The 15,363-nt window shown below is 69.2% G+C and carries 15 protein-coding genes; 9 read left to right on the forward strand and 6 right to left on the reverse strand.

Translation table 11 applies throughout. From position 1 onward, the window contains the following. Positions 1-12: 12 nt before the first annotated feature. Positions 13-672: a GTP cyclohydrolase II gene (gene ribA / locus I8J34_RS14355; protein WP_214362309.1), complete on the forward strand. Its 660-nt coding sequence runs from the start codon at positions 13-15 to the stop codon at positions 670-672. A 58-nt stretch (positions 673-730) separates the two neighbouring features. Here ribA and I8J34_RS14360 read toward each other — a convergent pair whose 3' ends face one another. Then, complete coding sequence (locus tag I8J34_RS14360; RefSeq protein WP_214362310.1) at positions 731-1,972, reverse strand: nitronate monooxygenase; 1,242 nt, start codon at positions 1,970-1,972, stop codon at positions 731-733. Between the two features lie 125 nt (positions 1,973-2,097). Then, a complete protein-coding gene (locus I8J34_RS14365; RefSeq protein WP_214362311.1) occupies positions 2,098-2,625 on the reverse strand; it encodes a cysteine hydrolase family protein in 528 nt (175 codons plus the stop codon). 117 nt (positions 2,626-2,742) lie between these two features. On the opposite strand from I8J34_RS14365, the gene I8J34_RS14370 reads away from it, so the two are divergent. Continuing rightward, positions 2,743-3,690 (forward strand): helix-turn-helix domain-containing protein, encoded by a 948-nt coding sequence (locus tag I8J34_RS14370; RefSeq protein WP_214362312.1) that lies wholly within the window; start codon positions 2,743-2,745, stop codon positions 3,688-3,690. Positions 3,691-3,958: 268 nt separating this feature from the next. After that, the gene (locus I8J34_RS14375; RefSeq protein ID WP_214362313.1) at positions 3,959-5,401 is read left to right on the forward strand and encodes a sensor domain-containing diguanylate cyclase; all 1,443 of its coding nucleotides are present in this window, start codon (positions 3,959-3,961) and stop codon (positions 5,399-5,401) included. Positions 5,402-5,481: 80 nt separating this feature from the next. Here the strand turns inward: I8J34_RS14375 and I8J34_RS14380 are convergent, their stop codons facing one another. Then, a complete protein-coding gene (locus I8J34_RS14380; protein ID WP_214362314.1) occupies positions 5,482-6,264 on the reverse strand; it encodes an exodeoxyribonuclease III in 783 nt (260 codons plus the stop codon). Between the two features lie 36 nt (positions 6,265-6,300). On the opposite strand from I8J34_RS14380, the gene pyrE reads away from it, so the two are divergent. Genes pyrE through I8J34_RS14395 form a run of 3 tightly spaced genes read left to right on the forward strand, consistent with a single transcriptional unit; the run spans position 6,301 to position 9,678 of the window. After that, positions 6,301-6,945 (forward strand): orotate phosphoribosyltransferase, encoded by a 645-nt coding sequence (gene pyrE / locus I8J34_RS14385; RefSeq protein WP_214362315.1) that lies wholly within the window; start codon positions 6,301-6,303, stop codon positions 6,943-6,945. A gap of 4 nt (positions 6,946-6,949) precedes the next feature. Further along, positions 6,950-7,579: a hypothetical protein gene (locus I8J34_RS14390; protein WP_214362316.1), complete on the forward strand. Its 630-nt coding sequence runs from the start codon at positions 6,950-6,952 to the stop codon at positions 7,577-7,579. Between the two features lie 29 nt (positions 7,580-7,608). Next, entirely contained in the window at positions 7,609-9,678 is a 2,070-nt protein-coding gene (locus I8J34_RS14395) for a molybdopterin-containing oxidoreductase family protein (protein WP_214362317.1), read from the forward strand. 50 nt (positions 9,679-9,728) lie between these two features. On the opposite strand, the gene I8J34_RS14400 is transcribed toward I8J34_RS14395, so the two are convergent. After that, positions 9,729-12,167: an O-antigen ligase family protein gene (locus I8J34_RS14400; protein WP_214362318.1), complete on the reverse strand. Its 2,439-nt coding sequence runs from the start codon at positions 12,165-12,167 to the stop codon at positions 9,729-9,731. 90 nt (positions 12,168-12,257) lie between these two features. Between I8J34_RS14400 and I8J34_RS14405 the strand changes: the two genes are divergently transcribed. From I8J34_RS14405 to I8J34_RS14415, 3 genes are read left to right on the forward strand one after another with little or no spacing between them, the layout of a single operon-like run. Next, a complete protein-coding gene (locus tag I8J34_RS14405) occupies positions 12,258-13,097 on the forward strand; it encodes a DMT family transporter (RefSeq protein ID WP_214362319.1) in 840 nt (279 codons plus the stop codon). 52 nt (positions 13,098-13,149) lie between these two features. Continuing rightward, positions 13,150-13,920, forward strand: coding sequence for an SIR2 family NAD-dependent protein deacylase (locus tag I8J34_RS14410; protein WP_214362320.1), 771 nt, complete (start codon positions 13,150-13,152; stop codon positions 13,918-13,920). After that, positions 13,917-14,279: a hypothetical protein gene (locus I8J34_RS14415; protein ID WP_230411845.1), complete on the forward strand. Its 363-nt coding sequence runs from the start codon at positions 13,917-13,919 to the stop codon at positions 14,277-14,279. Before I8J34_RS14410 ends, I8J34_RS14415 begins: the two co-directional genes overlap by 4 nt. A 48-nt stretch (positions 14,280-14,327) precedes the next feature. Here the strand turns inward: I8J34_RS14415 and I8J34_RS14420 are convergent, their stop codons facing one another. Further along, positions 14,328-14,921 carry a hypothetical protein gene (locus tag I8J34_RS14420; protein WP_214362321.1) on the reverse strand — a complete coding sequence of 198 codons (594 nt, stop codon included), beginning with the start codon at positions 14,919-14,921 and terminating at the stop codon, positions 14,328-14,330. Then, positions 14,908-15,240: a hypothetical protein gene (locus tag I8J34_RS14425; protein ID WP_214362322.1), complete on the reverse strand. Its 333-nt coding sequence runs from the start codon at positions 15,238-15,240 to the stop codon at positions 14,908-14,910. Before I8J34_RS14425 ends, I8J34_RS14420 begins: the two co-directional genes overlap by 14 nt. Positions 15,241-15,363: the final 123 nt, after the last annotated feature.

Here is a 15,363-nt window from a genome sequence, read left to right on the forward strand (position 1 = left end):
GGAGAACCCTGAATGACCGTTCGTTTTGTCGAAGCCTGCAAACTGCCGAACCGTTTCGGCGTGTTTACGCTGCATGGTTTCGAAGACACCGCCACCGGCATCGAGCATCTGGCGCTGACCCATGGCGACGTCACCGACGGCACGCCGGTGCTGGCGCGGATCCACTCCGAATGCCTGACCGGCGACGGCCTGTTCAGCGAACGCTGCGACTGCGGTTACCAGCTGGAGGCGGCGATGCGCCAGATCGTGGCCGAGGGGCGGGGGGTGATCCTCTACCTGCGCCAGGAAGGGCGCGGCATCGGTCTGCTCAACAAGATCCGCGCCTACAAGCTGCAGGACGAAGGCGCCGACACGGTGGAGGCCAACGAGCAGCTCGGCTTTCCGGCCGACATGCGCGATTTCGGCATCTGCCAGCCGATGCTGGCGCATCTGGGGGTGCGCGCGCTGCGCCTGATGACCAACAACCCGCGCAAGCTCGAGAGCATGCGCAGCCATGGGCTGCTGGTGGTGGAGCGGGTGCCGCTGCAAGTCGGCCGCAACCCCTACAACACGGCCTATCTGGACACCAAGGCGAGCAAGCTCGGCCATCTGATGAAGCCGGCCGTGGCCTATCGGGCACCCAATCGCAAACCGGCGGGCGGGGCTGCTGCGGCGGAGCGCGAAACGGCCTGAGGGGGGGCGACGAGCACGCGCCGGTTGGGGCGGCGCGTGCGGTCTTGAAATGCGCCGCTTACGGCAAGGCGATGGTGTTGTCCTTGCTGAACTGGTAGTCCTTGAACACGTGCTCGGCGGTCAGGATCTGGTAGCGACCGTCGTCGCCCTGGCGCGTGGTGTCTTTCAGGCGATAGGTGTAGTGCCCGCAGGTCCAGCAGTCGAAGTTGCGCATGTGGGTGCATAGACAGGTCTTGTCCATCACCTTGATGCGCTTGGCGTCGGGGTGCAGGGCCACTTCGCGGTTGTAGGCGTCGATGTACTGGCAGTTGCCCTTGGCGTCGAGCAGGTAGCCGTAGGCCTCGCAGTTGGGGCGGATGCCGTCGCCGATCGCCGGGCTGCTCTTGAGCATGCGCATCGGATAGCCGGTGGGCGAGATCTGGTTCACCTCGATGTCATCTTCGTCGGAGGTGAAGTAGTGCTGCTGCACATCCTCGGGCAGGCCACACTCGTGCGTGACGGTGAAGCGCGTAGCCACCTGCACGGCGGCTGCGCCGGCTTCGAGGAAGTTGACCGCGTCGGTGCCTGTGAAGATGCCGCCGGCCGGGATTAGCGGAATGTCGAGCTGCTCGGTCTTCAGCCAGGCCTGGATTTCGGCGGTGATGGTGGCCAGGTCGTATTCGGCCCAGTCCATGCCGAAGCCGAGGTGGCCGCCGGCCAGCGGGCCTTCGACCACCACGTAGTCGGGCAGGCGGCCGGTGCGCGCGCTCTTTTTCAGGAACAGCTGCAGCGCGCGCAGCGAGGAGACGATGATGCCGAGCTTCACGTCGCGAAAGCGCGGGTGATCCTCGATCAGCGCGAAGGAGCCCAGGTGCAGGCCGGCCGCCAGGGTGATGCCGTCGATGCCGGCGTCCATGGCCGCGCGCAGGCGAACGCGCAAGGTTTCCTTGGGCGCGTTCATGGTCAGCTTCTCCATGCAGTTGATGAAGATCAGCCCCGGGCCACGCTTGGCTTCCATGGTGGAGGCCACGTGACGGGTGGTCGCCTCGGCGAGCAGACCCATGTTGAACTGCACGACGGATTTGTCGGAGTTCGCCACGTTGAATTTGTACTGACGGAGCTTGTCCTTGACGTACTTGGTCTTGAAGCGCCGGTCCGAGACGGTCGGCACCATGGCGTCGGAGATATGCCCCACGCCACCGAGTCGGGCCGCTTCCAGCGACAGTTCGGCGGTGGAGATGTCCACCCCCATGCCGCCCACCATAATGGGCACGAGCTCGTGCTGGCCCAGTCGCAGGCGGAAATCATCTACACATTTCATTCGGTCAGTGCCCCCCATGGCTGAGGCGCCATTATCGCGCACTCGCCTGTTTTACGCAGGTTTTTGCCAGAGGGGGGCGCAACAGCGGGCGGGAAATGACGCTGTCACCAGGCGAGACCAATGCGTCAGGCGAGCGCGGCGCTGGCCGGCGTCAGGGCCATGCGGGTGGACAAGGCGTTCAGCGCGATCAGGTGCAGCATCTGGCTGACGGTGGTGCAGCACTCGGGAATCACGCTGATCTGGTAGCGCTCGGCGGTGCGCGACAGCGCCGTGTGGGTGACGCAGTTCTGGGTCATCATCCCGCACAGCAGCAGGGCGGTGACGCCCAGGTCCTGCAGCGTGCTCTCCAGCGTGGTCTGGTGAAAGGCGTCGGCGAAGGACTTGACCACCACCGGCGCGTCCGGTGCCGCGGCGCGGATGCGCGGATGGATGTCCACGCCCGGCGTGTCGGCGTTGAAAAAGGGGGAGATGCCCTTGCTGGCGTCGGCGACATGCTGCACCAGGACCACCGGCATGCCCAGCGCCTGGGCACGGTGGATGGCGGCCTCGACATTGGCGAGGGTCTCGTCGGCGTTCCACAGCGGGAAGCCGCCGTCGGCGAAGTAGTCGTTCTGCAGGTCGATGACGACCAGCGCGGTGTTCGATGGGTTCATGAGATGGCTCCGGGTTGCGGGGGGTGAGGGCATTTTCGGCCGGCCGCCCGGCGGGTGGCAGTGGCCCGAATGACAACAATCGATAGAATCGGGCCAATGCCACACCAGGAGCGCCCCATGTCTCGCCCGGTCATCGCCGTGGTCGCCTTCGACCGCATCAGCCCGTTCCATATCTCGGTGCCCTGCGTGGTCTTCGGCGAGCCCCACCCCGGGGTGCCGGACGTCGAGCTGCGGGTATGTGCCGCCGAGCCCGGGCCGCTGACGACCACCGCGGGTTTCGATCTCGTGGTCCATCACGACCTGTCCGCGCTGGCCGAGGCCGACACGGTGATCGTGCCCAGCTGGCGCGATCCCGCCGAGCGCGCGCCGGCGGCTCTGTGCGAGGCGCTGGTGGCCGCGCAGGCGCGTGGTGCGCAGATCGTGGGGCTGTGTCTGGGCGCCTATGTATTGGCCGACGCGGGCCTGCTCGACGGCTGCCGGGCGACCACCCACTGGGGGTTCACCGCCGATTTCGCCCGCCGCTTCCCGGCGGTCGAGGTCGATCCCGACGTGCTCTATGTCGAGTCCGGTCGGGTCATGACCTCGGCCGGCACCGCCGCCGGCATCGACTGCTGCCTGCATCTGATCCGCGCGCGCCACGGCGCCGAAGCGGCCAACCGGATTGCACGGCGGCTGGTCGTCGCGCCGCATCGCCAGGGGGGGCAGGCCCAGTTCATCGAGCAACCGGTGCCGGCCACCGCGCGCGACGATCGTCTGGGCGAAGTGATCGCGTGGATGCGCGCCCGGCTGGATCAGTCGCACAGTCTCGACCACCTCGCCGCGCGGGCACTGATGGGGCGGCGCACCTTCACCCGGCGTTTTCGCCTGCACACCGGGCAGACCGTCGGCGACTGGCTGGCCAGCGAACGCCTGGCACGCGCCCAGCAACTGCTCGAAGGATCCGAGCAGAGCGTCGAGCGTATCGCCGAGCTGGCCGGTTTCGGCACCGCGGCGACCCTGCGCCAGCGCTTCCAGGCCGCCTTCGGCATCTCGCCGAGCGTGTGGCGCAAGGCCTTCAAGGGCTGAGCGCCTGAGCGTCTTTTGTTCATGCCCGCTCGTTCCCCCAAAGACGACCCGCTCGTCGTTGCAAAGGCTCGCCATCGCCCGAGCTAGGGCTGTGCTTCGCGCCTGGATCAGGCCGTCTTTGGGGCGCGGCTCGGCCACGCCCGAAAACCGCTCAGGCGCTGACGCCGTGCGCGCCGCCGGCTGCCCGTATGGTGTATTCGCCGGCGACGGTTCACAATGCGTGGTGCCAACACGCCTTGGCGATTCCCCTGACGCGGAGATGCCTGCCTTGCCCTCGGAGCCCATGTATCGCGCCGTGTCGCTGACGCGCGCCCTGCGCCATGGCACCCGCCGCGAGCTGGCGTGGATGGCCCTCGGGTGGTCGGGCCTGCTGCTGGCCAGCGTGGGGCTCGGGCTGGTGGCGGTGATCTTCGAGTGGTCCGGCCTGCCGCTGCGCTTCGGTGGCGTCGAGGTCTACATCACGATCTATCCGCCGCTGCTCATCTGTCTGCTGCTGGCGCTGGCCTTCGGCTGGTGGTGGGGCGCCATCCCGGCCTACCTGGCCACCTTCACGCTGGCGCTGTATGCCGGCATGCCGCTGCCCTGGGCCGTGCTGTTCGCCTGTGCCGATCCGCTCTACTTCGCGGTCATGGCCATCGGCTATCGCGCCATTCCGGCCGCGCGCGACCTGCGCGATCCCGGCGCGGTGATGTTCTTCGTCCAGCTCAGCTTCGTGGCCAGTATCTTCAGCTCCAGCGGAGCGCTGATCTGGTGGTACACCAACGGCATCGACCGTACCGAGCTGCTGCCGATCTGGCAGGGCTGGTGGCTGGGCGCCTTCTTGCAGAGCGTGGTGCTGGTGGGGCCGCTCATGGCCTTGCTGTGGCCGCGCCTGTCGCGCTGGCTGGCCGCCCGCCCCGAGCTGCTGGCGCCGGCGGCGCGCGACGGGCGTCGCTCGGTGTTGTATCTGCTCGGAGCAGTGACGGCGGGCGTGCTGGCCTATGGCTTTCTGACCCTCGACCTGGCCGGCGCTCAGCTCGCGCAGGCTGCCCAGGGCGCAAACGAGGCGGTCAGCCAGGCGGCGACGGTGATGCGGCAGACGAGCTGGGTGTTCTTCTGGGTGTTCGCCCTGATCATCCTGTTCATCGCCTTTTTCGGCTACCGCCTGTTCTCCCATTGGCAGCAGGCCAACGACCGCCTGCTGGCGGAGTTGCACGGGGCCAACCGGGCGCTCGACGCGCTGGCCCATACCGATGCGCTGAGCGGCCTGCTCAATCGCCGCGCCATCGATGTGCGCATGGAGAACGAGTGGCATCGCGCGGCACGCACCGGTGCCGGCGGGGCGCTGGTGATGCTCGATATCGACCACTTCAAACGTATCAACGACGCCTTCGGCCATCCGGCCGGCGATGCGGTGATCCGGCGTGTCGCCGAAGCGATTCGTGGGGTCATGCGTGGCATGGACGTGGCCGGCCGCTACGGCGGCGAGGAATTCGTTGTGCTGCTGCCGCAGACCGACGCCCAGGGCGCCTGGCAGTTCGCCGAGCGCCTGCGCGCGCAGATCGAGCCGTGGCCGCTATCGGTCGGCGATGGCCAGATCCGCTTTACCGTCAGCCTGGGGGTGGCGGCCTTCGCCCCCGACGATCGCGGCCACGAGGCCTGGCTGGCGCGCGCCGACCGGGCGCTCTACCGGGCCAAGCAGGAAGGGCGCAACCGCACGGTCATGGCGTAGTAGCGCCTGGCCGCCCGGCGCATGGGATGCGATCCGCCGTGCGCACTCGGCACGGCTCGCTACGCTTTCTTCGCAAACGCTCAGGGCGTGATGGCGTAGTCGACGGTCAGCGGGGCATGGTCGCTGAAGCGCTCGTCCTTGTACACCGCGCATGTCTTGGCGGTGAGCGCGGTGCCCGGCGTGGCGATCTGGTAGTCGAGCCGCCAGCCGACGTTCTTGGCCCAGGCCTGGCCGCGATTCGACCACCAGGTGTAGCAGGCGTCGGTGGTGTCCGGATGCAGGCTGCGATACACATCCACCCAGCCTACCTCGTCGAACAGGCGCGTCAGCCAGGCGCGCTCCTCGGGCAGGAAGCCGGAATTTTTCTGGTTCGATTTCCAGTTCTTGAGGTCCGCCTCGCGGTGGGCGATGTTCCAGTCGCCGCAGACGATCACCTCGCGGCCACTGTCGATCAGCGACTGCATGTGCGGCAGGAAGATGTCCATGAAGCGGTACTTGGCCGCCTGCCGTTCCTCCGAGCTGGAGCCCGAGGGCAGGTATAGCGACACCACCGACAGCGTGCCGAAGTCGGCCTGGATGTAGCGCCCCTCGGCGTCGAACTCGGCATTGCCCAGCCCTTCGACGACGCGGTCCGGCGCCCGTCTGCAGTAGAGGCCGACGCCGCTGTAGCCCTTCTTCTCGGCACAATGGAAAAAGCCCTGATAGCCCGCCGGGGCGAGCATGTCGGCGGTGAGGTCGGCATGCTGCGCCTTGAGTTCCTGCAGGCACACGATGTCGGCATTCTGGGCCGACATCCAGGCGAAAAAGCCCTTGCGTTCTGCCGAGCGGATGCCGTTGAGGTTGATAGTGATGACGCGTAACATTCGGTCTCTTGAGAATCGTTCTGATTGAGGGCCAACGTGGATTTTAGCCGGGATTTCATCGCACTGGCCTGTGACAAGGGTGTGCTGCGCTTTGGCGAGTTCGTCACCAAGGCGGGGCGCAAGTCGCCCTACTTCTTCAACGCCGGGCTGTTCAACGACGGTGCCTCCTTCGGTGCGCTGTGCAGCTTCTATGCGCGCGCCATCCTCACCTCCGGCATCGACGCCACCATGCTGTTCGGCCCCGCCTACAAGGGGATTCCGCTGGTGGCCGGCACGGCCATGCGCCTGGCCGAGCAGGGCGTGAACCTGCCCTACTGCTTCAACCGCAAGGAAGCCAAGGACCACGGCGAAGGCGGCACGCTGGTCGGCGCGCCGCTGGTCGGCCGGGTGCTGATCCTCGACGACGTGATCTCCGCCGGCACCTCGGTGCGCGAATCGGTCGACATCATCCGCGCCCACGGCGCCACGCCGGCCGGCGTGGTGATCGCCCTCGACCGCATGGAACGCGGCCAGGGCGCGCTGTCGGCGGTGCAGGAAGTGCGAGCCCAGTACGATATGCCGGTGATCGCCGTGGCGACACTCACCGATCTGATCGATTTCCTGGCGGACAGTGCTGACCTGGCCGCCAACCTCTCGGCCGTGCAGGCCTATCGCGACGCCTACGGCGTTGCCGCGGAGTAAGCCGATGATTGTGCGTTGTGTTGCAGCGGTGGCGCTGGTGCTGGCCAGTGGGTTCAGCGTCCCGGCCCGGGCCGCCTCCGGGGCCATCCTGTGCTGCGAGAACGCCGACGGGCGCCGGGTATGCGGCGATGTGCTGCCGCAGGCCTGCTATGGCCGGGCCTATCGCCGGGTAGCCTCCGACGGCACCATCATCGAGCGCATTGCCGCGCCGATGAGCGAGGCCGAGCGCATCGAGGCCGAGCGCGAGTCGCGCCTGCGCGAGCTCGAAGAAGCCCGCCGCCGCATGCAGCGCCTGCAAGACCGCGCGCTGCTCGACACCTATCGCAGCGTGGACGACATCGACGGCCGCGAATCCCGTGCCGTGGGCGAGATCGAGCGCGATCTGGCCAAGGCCAAGGATCGCCAGGCCCAGTTGCGCCAAGCCCAGGAGCGCCTGCAGGAAGAGGCCAAGCTGCATCCGGCCGGTGCCGTGCCGGCCGAGCTGACGCAAGCGATCCGCGACAACCAGTCCGAACTGGCCGCGCAGGAAACCGTGATCGACGCCAAGCTCAAGAACATCGACGCCGTGCGCGCCCGCTATGCACGCGACCGCGAGCGCTACAAGGCGCTGACCGCCACCGCCGCCGGTCGCTGACCGGCCCACGCACTGCCCGGGAGGCCTCGATGGCGTCCGACCCCCGCATCGTCCGCGCGGCCTGTCCGCACGACTGCCCCGACACCTGTGCCATGCATATCACCGTCGAGGACGGGCGGGCGGTCAAGGTGCGTGGCGCCGAGGACCACCCCTTCACCCACGGTGCCCTGTGCACCAAGGTGGCGCACTACCTCGACCGCGTCTATTCGCCCGACCGCCTCACCCATCCGATGAAGCGCGTCGGCAAGAAGGGCGAGGGCCGCTTCGAACGCATCAGCTGGGACGAGGCGCTCGACACCATCGCCAGCCGCTTCGCCGAAATCGCCGCGGATGATCCGCGCGCCATCCTGCCCTACAGCTACGCCGGCACCATGGGTCTGGTGCAGTCCTCGGGCATGGACCGCCGCTTCTTCCATCGCCTCGGCGCCTCGCTGCTGGATCGCACCATCTGCGCCTCGGCCGGCAGTGCGGGCTGGAAATCGGTGATCGGCGCCTCGGTCGGCACCGACCCCGAAGCCATCGCCGACGCCAAGCTGATCCTCATCTGGGGCGCCAACCCGGTGGTTTCCAACCTGCACGGCTGGCGCTTCATGCAGCAGGCCAAGCGCCAGGGCGCGAGGCTGGTGTGCATCGACCCGTGGCGCACGCAGACCGCCGAAAAATGCGACCTGCACCTCGCCCCGCTGCCCGGCACCGACGGTGCCATCGCGCTGGCAATGATGCAGGTGCTGATCGCCGAAGACCTGATCGACCACGACTACATCGCCCGGCACACCCTCGGCTTCGAGGCGCTGGCCGAACGGGTGCGCAGCTGCACCCCTGAATGGGCCGCGCCGCTCACCGGCCTCCCCGCCGAGGCGATCCGGGCGCTTGCGCGCGACTATGGTCACACCCGGCCGAGCGTGATCCGCCTCAACTACGGCCTCAATCGCTGCGCCGGCGGCGGCTCCGCGGTGCGCAACATCGCCTGCCTGCCGGCGCTGGTCGGCGCCTGGCGCGAGGCGGCTGGCGGCGCGGTGTTGTCCACCTCCGGCAATTTCCCGGTCGACACCGCGGCGCTCGAGCGCCCCGACCTGTATCCGGATGCCGAGCGCTTCCCGCCGCGCACCGTCAACATGTCGCCCATCGGCGAGGCGCTGCTCACCGCCAACGACCCGCCGATCCGCGCCATCTACGTCTACAACAGCAACCCGGTCGCGGTGGCGCCCGACAGCAACCGGGTGCGCGCCGGCTTCGCCCGCGAAGACCTGTTCTGCGTGGTGCACGAGCAGTTCCAGACCGACACCGCCGACTACGCCGACATCCTGCTGCCGGCCACCACGCAGCTCGAGCATGTCGACGTGCACAAGGCCTACGGCCACCTGTATGCCGTGGCCAACACCCCGGCGATTGCGCCGGTCGGCGAGTCGCTGCCCAACAGCGAAGTGTTCCGCCGACTCGCCGCGCGCCTGGGCTTCGACGATGCGGCGCTGTTCGAGGACGACGCCACGATTGCCGCCGCGGCCTTCAACCCGCGTGATACCCGCAGTCTGGGCTTCGCCGAGGGGCTGGCCCAGAACGGCTGGGCGCGGCTCAACCTGCCGCGTCCCTTCGCCCCGTTTGCCAAGGGCGGCTTCCCCACGCCCTCCGGCCGCTGCGAATTCTTCTCGCAGACGCTGGCCGACCAGGGCCTCGACCCGCTGCCCGGCTGGGTGCCGCCGCACGAATCGCCGGTCAGCAACCCCGCGCTGGCGGCGCGCTATCCGCTGGCCATGATCTCGCCGCCGGCGCGCAACTTTCTCAACTCCAGCTTCGCCAACCTGCCGCGCTGGCGCGACAAGGAAGGCGCGCCGACGCTGGAGATCCACCCCGACGACGCCGCCGCACGCGGCATCGCCGAGGGGGCGCGGCTGCGCATCTTCAATGATCGCGGTGCCTTCCATGCGCTGGCGGTGGTGACCGACCGGGTGCGTGCCGGCGTGGTGGCGGCGCCGTCGATCTGGTGGCAGAAGTTCTCCGGCGACGGCGAAAACGCCAACGCCGTCACCTCGTCGGCGCTCACCGATCTGGGTGGCGGGCCGGTGTTCTACGACTGTCTGGTCGAGGTCGCGCCGATCTGAGTGCCCCCAGACCTGCCGCGTCGCATCAGCCCCCCGAGGGGGCAAGGAAACTAGGGACGGCCCGGCGCCTCCTTGAGCGCAGCCGGGTTCAGACACAGCGCCAGCCAGGCGGTGAAGAGCAGCATCAGCGTCATGCGCGGCATGTCGAGCAGGCTGTCGAAGATGCCCACCGCGACAAAGCCGGCCAGCCCGGCCAGCAGCGGCGCGGCCATCGGATGCGTGCGCACCCGGCCCAGCGCGACCCGGCCGGCGGCGGCCAGCAGCATGACCCCGAGCATCACCATGCCGAGCACGCCTTGCTCCACCCACACATGCAGGAACAGGCTCTTGGCATGCCAGGGCAGGTGATGCCGGTCGGAGCTGAAGAACCAGCGATCCACCCCCGCCTGGAAGTCGCCATTGGCCACCAGTGAGCGGCCGGCGCTGTCGATGATCTCGATGTCATCCACGTCCACCGGCGCGCGGCCCGCGGTGGCCAGCGACAGCACGCTGGGCCGGAAATGCGGGTCGACGAGGTCGGTGAGGCTGCCCGCCTCCATCGGCCCCTGGACGTCGGTCCACTGCGCGCTTTCTACCGGCACGGTGGTGATGGCGCAGCTTTGCGTGTAGAGCAGATGCTTGCGGCAGATCTCCACATGCAGGCTTGAGCGCTCCGGCGCGCGGACCTTCATGCGGTAGTGAAAGGGGCCGGTGGTGTCGGCGGCGACATGCTGCGAGACGCGGAACAGCTCGCCGAAGCCCAGGACATGGCGTGCCGCGCCGAGGCGCGTGTAGCGGTTGCCGTCTTCTTCCGGCAGCTCCCACGAGCCCGCGTTGGCGGCCAGCGGTCCGGACCAGAAATAGGCCTCCGGGTAGCGGCCCAGGCCGAGCCCGAGCCAGGTGTCGGCGGGCGTGCGCAGCAGCGCCGCACCTTCGCGCCAGTGCGCCATGCGGCCTTCCAGATCCTCGCTCACCGTCGAGAAGCGCTCGCCCACGTAATAGCTGGTGGCGCCGGTGGCCAGTGCGCCGGCCACGCCGAGGGCCAGCAGCGCGTGCGCGACGCCCTCGCCGGCATGCTGCCACAGCGGCCGCGGCAGCATCAGTTGCACGGCCAGCACCAGCAGGCCGGCGGCCGCGGCCGCCATGATGCCGGCCTCGCCCATGCCTTCGCCCCAGTAGCTACCGACCACGGCGGCGGCCACGGCGCTGGCGGCGGTGAACACCAGCCCGACCCGGGCCGGCGCCAGCGCCTCGGGGCGGCGGAAACTCAGCACGGCCGCCACCAGGGCCACGCCGCACAGCGCGCCGAAGGCCAGATACGGCCCTTTGTCGATGGCCGGGCTGGCCAGGGTGAGGGCGCCAAGCGCCAGGCCGGCGCCGAGGGCCAGCAGGCGCTGCGCGCCACTCAGGCGCCGCGCGGCATCGCCGAGCAGATAGGCCGCCAGCGCAAAGCCGAGCAGCGCCGCCAGGCCGCGATAGCCGCCGCCGGCGAACATCAACATGGCGGCGCCGACCAACACGGCCGCCGCCAGCCAGGCGCCGCCGGGCAGCGGGCGCGGCGCGTTGTCGGCCACGCGGGTGCGCGGGGCCCTTAGGCGTCCGGCGAGCAGCAGCAACACCAGGCTCACGGCCACCGCCGCGTACAGCCCGCGTGAGAAGGTGGTCAGGATGGCGTAGCCGCCGACCGCCAGCACGGCCAGGAAGAGCAGCCGCCCGGACAGCGTGCGGGCCCGCAGGAAGCCGGCCAGCGCAAAGGGCAGGGTCAGGGCCAGCCAGGCGTCGAGCGCCGCGCCGCCGACATGCATCTCCCAGAACAGGCCGGTGGTGCGGTAGTCGGCCGAGAAATTGGTCAGCCCGGGAAAGGCGTAGCGCTCCCACACGGCGACCGCCGAGGCGGTCAGCAGACCGAGCGTCATGCCCAGCGTGAGCCGGTCGAGGGCGCCGGCCCCGCGGGCGCGGCCGGCGGCGTGCAGGCAGGGCAGCAGCAACAGCAGCAACAGCGGCGCCTTGAGCAGGCGCAGACCGTTGAGCGGCGTCTTGTAGCCGGCGAACAGGCTGGGGTCGAAAGGTGGCAGTGGCACCGGCGTGCGCCAGGCCGACACGCCGTAGCTGGCCAGCCACAGCAAGGCAACCAGCAGGGCGATCGGCGACAGGCGGAAGGCGGCGGCGCCGTGCGCCGGCAGCGGCGGCGCCTGCGCCTCGCGCAGTCCGACGCCGGCCACCACCGCCAGCACCAGCGCGTCGCTTTCGGTGACATGGATCCAGCCGGTGAGCGGTGCCAGATCGATGACCGGCCACAGCGCCGGCAGCAGCACCAACCAGGCGCTCGGCCGTGCCAGGAACAGCAGCACGGCGAGGGCGGCGATGCCGACGGCCGCCACGCGATCGAGCGGATGGTGCCAGGCCCACAGGCCGAGCGCGGCCAGCGCCGCCAAGGCGCTGAGCGCGAACCAGAGACGCCCCGCGGGGCCGGTGCGTTGTGCGTGCAGGGCGGGCTGGAGAGCGGGCATGGACGGGCCTGAAAACGGAAACGACAACATCCTAACCGAAGCGAATGACGCCGTCTGCCACGCCCGGTGAAACCCGCTATCATCGCCGCCATGCCCGCAAACCCCGTCCCTGCCCGCGCCTGGCTGGCCTTGCATCTGGCCGTCTTCCTGTTCGGCAGTGCCGGGCTGTTCGCCAAGGGGCTGACGCTGTCGGCCGAGGCGCTGGTGTTCGGCCGCACCGCCATCGCGGCGGCGGCCTTGTGGCTGTGGTTGCGGGCCCGGCCCGAGGCCGGGCGCTTCCGCGCGCTGAGCCTGCTCGCCGGGCCGCTGTTGGCGGTGCACTGGCTGAGCTTCTTCGTCGCCATCCAGGTTTCGTCGGTGGCCATCGGGCTGATGGGCTATGCCAGCTATCCGCTGTTCGCCACCGTGCTCGCGGCCTGGGGCGGCGAGCGGCCGCGGCGCGCCGACTGGCTGTGTGCCGGCGCCGTGACGCTCGGCCTGATCGTGCTGGTGCCGCACTGGCAGCTGGGCGACGCCACCCTGGTCGGCCTCGGTTGGGGCGTGCTGTCGGGTCTGAGCTTTGCCCTGCTGGCGGCGCTCAACCGGCGTGTCGGTCGCGGCTGCGGGCCGGTGCGCCTGGCGATGGTGCAGAACGCGGTTGCCGCCTTCTGCCTGATGCCGTTCATCGACGGCGGGCTGGCCAGCGGCCCGGTGCAATGGCTGTGGCTGATCGCCCTCGGCGTGGTGTGGACGGCGCTGGCGCATACGCTGTTCATCGCCTGCCTGCGCCAGGTGCCGCCGCACACCGCGGCCGTGGTGGCGGCGCTCGAACCGGTCTATGGCATCGCCCTGGCCGCGGTGCTATTCGCCGAGATCCCCGGCCTGCGCGAGTGGATCGGCGGCAGCCTGATCATCGGTGTCACCGCGTGGACCACCCTGCGGCGCAGGTGACGTTTTCGTGACCGGCGTATCATGACGCCTTCGCTCCAGGCGCCCGTCCGTCATGTCCGACACTGAAACCCTCGATGCTGTTGCCGCGCTGGTGCGCCAGGCCCGGCGCATTCTCATCATCACCGGCGCCGGGCTGTCGGCCGACTCCGGCCTGCCTACTTACCGCGGCATCGGCGGCCTGTACGACGACAAGCTCACCGACCACGGCATGCCCATCGAAAAGGCGCTCTCCGGCCAGATGATGGCCAACCGCCCCGAGGTGAGTTGGACTTATCTGACACAGATCGAGGCCAACTGCCGCGGCGCCCAGCCGAATGCCGCCCATCACGCCATCGCCCGGCTCGTCGCCGAGCGGCCCGGCTCGATGGTGTTCACCCAGAACGTGGACGGCTTCCACCGCGAGGTGGGCACCGCCAACCTGGTCGAGATCCACGGCAACCTGCATCAACTGGTATGCACCGAATGCGGCCGCGGCCGCATGGTGCCCGACTACGCCGGCCTGCAGATCCCGCCCGCCTGCCCCACCTGCGGCGGCCTCGTGCGCCCCGACGTTGTGCTCTTCGGCGAAGACCTGCCGCGCGACGGCATCCTGCGCCTGGAGCACATGTTGGCCGACGGTGTCGATCTGGTGATGAGCGTCGGCACCTCCAGCCTCTTCCCCTATATCGCCGGCCCGGTGGTGTGGGCGGCGGAACAGGGCGTGCCGACGGTGGAGATCAATCCCGGGCAGACGCCGGTGAGCGCGCGGGTGCGGCACCGGCTGCCGATGGGCGCGGCCCATGCCTTGGGCGAGATCCTCCAGCGGCTGGACGCCGGATCGTGACGCTGCCTCCGGCCGATAGCCGCGGCACCCGCGCGGCGCTGGTGTTCGCGCTGACCGCCGAGCGTCTCTCGCTGTGGTATGAACATGGCCAGTGGCCCACCGAAGGGCAGGGCGCCACGCTCGCCGCCGACTGGCTGGCGCGCACCCGGCGCAGCCTGCCGCTGGCCGCGCGGCGCCAGCTGTCCGATCTGAGCGACCAGCTCGCCCGCCACCTGGCGGCCTCGCTGTCTGTCGAGGCGGGTCTCTTCACGGTGCACGAAATGATGGAAGCGCTCGACCCCAACTACGACTCCGAACATGCCCGGGCCTTGATGGCCGAATGCGAGCGGTTGGTCGACGCGGCGGACGAGGGCGGCTGAGCGGGCAACCCGGCGCCATGCCCCGGGGGAGCGCTCAGCGTCGGGATGTCAGAGCGGAGCGATCGACGACAGAATGTCGTCGAAGGCCGTGCGATCAACCCCGGTGAAACGACCGCCGACGACGACCTGGGGCGTGTCGTCGCTGATTGCGTAGAACTGATGCGTCGTGCCTTGGCCGTAGGCGAAGATCTTGACCTTGCCGCGGGTCTGCGTGATCCGGTAGTCCATGGTGGCCAGCCCGAGGCCGGCGAGCACCTCGCAGCCCAGCGTGTCGGCGCCCGAGAAAACGTTCCGATAGAAGTCCGCAGGGCTGGTGCCCGCCCCGATGACGGCGATCGACTCGGCGGTCTCCAGGCCGATGACGGCGCTGCCGCCCCCGGGGTAGCCAAGAACGATCGCATGGCTCGAAAAGCGCAGGCGCTCGAAGCCGGTCGGCACGGTGGCGCGCAGCGAGGCGCCGATGTTGAGTGGAAAGCCTGTTCCGGCCCGGTCGGGGCCGGGCGTCTGGGGGGTGAAGTCGGGCACCTCGCAGGCGGCGGCGCGGGCTGGGGCGGGAGACGACAGGCCGATGAGGCTGAGGAGTCCGATGCCGAGGAGCCGCCACGAACCGCGCCCGGATGCTTGCCGCTCACTGTGGCGCATTCTGGGCCTCCCAGAAGTCATACCGCATGGCCAGGCCAGCCGTGCGCATGCAAACCAGGTAGTGGTTGCCTTCGCGGGTGAGGAAATGGCGTCGGAGCGCTTGGCGGACCTGCCGCTGCGCCCACCGAACCGGGGCCGAGAGATTGTAGGGTCTGGGGACCAGATGCATGGCGCCGGTGCAGCGGCCGCTCTTGGCGACCAACCGGCTGAACACCTCGTAGGTCTGAAGCGTGATTCGCCAGGTGTGTACCTGGGCGCCGAAGATCGGTTCCAGGAGCTGCTGCATTTCCTGTGTTTCCGCTGCAGTGATGTCTTCCATGGTGGTTTCTGCCCTGTCGGTCATGCCAGTGATGCCGGCGTTTCAATGCGGGCGAGTGTAGCAAAAATCTTTTTGCATAACGCTATGGCATTTTCGGCAAGGCTGGATAGCACGGCATGCTGA

The sequence above is a fragment of the Denitromonas iodatirespirans genome (genome assembly GCF_018524365.1).
In the GTDB taxonomy this organism is placed as follows: Bacteria; Pseudomonadota; Gammaproteobacteria; order Burkholderiales; family Rhodocyclaceae; genus Nitrogeniibacter; species Nitrogeniibacter iodatirespirans.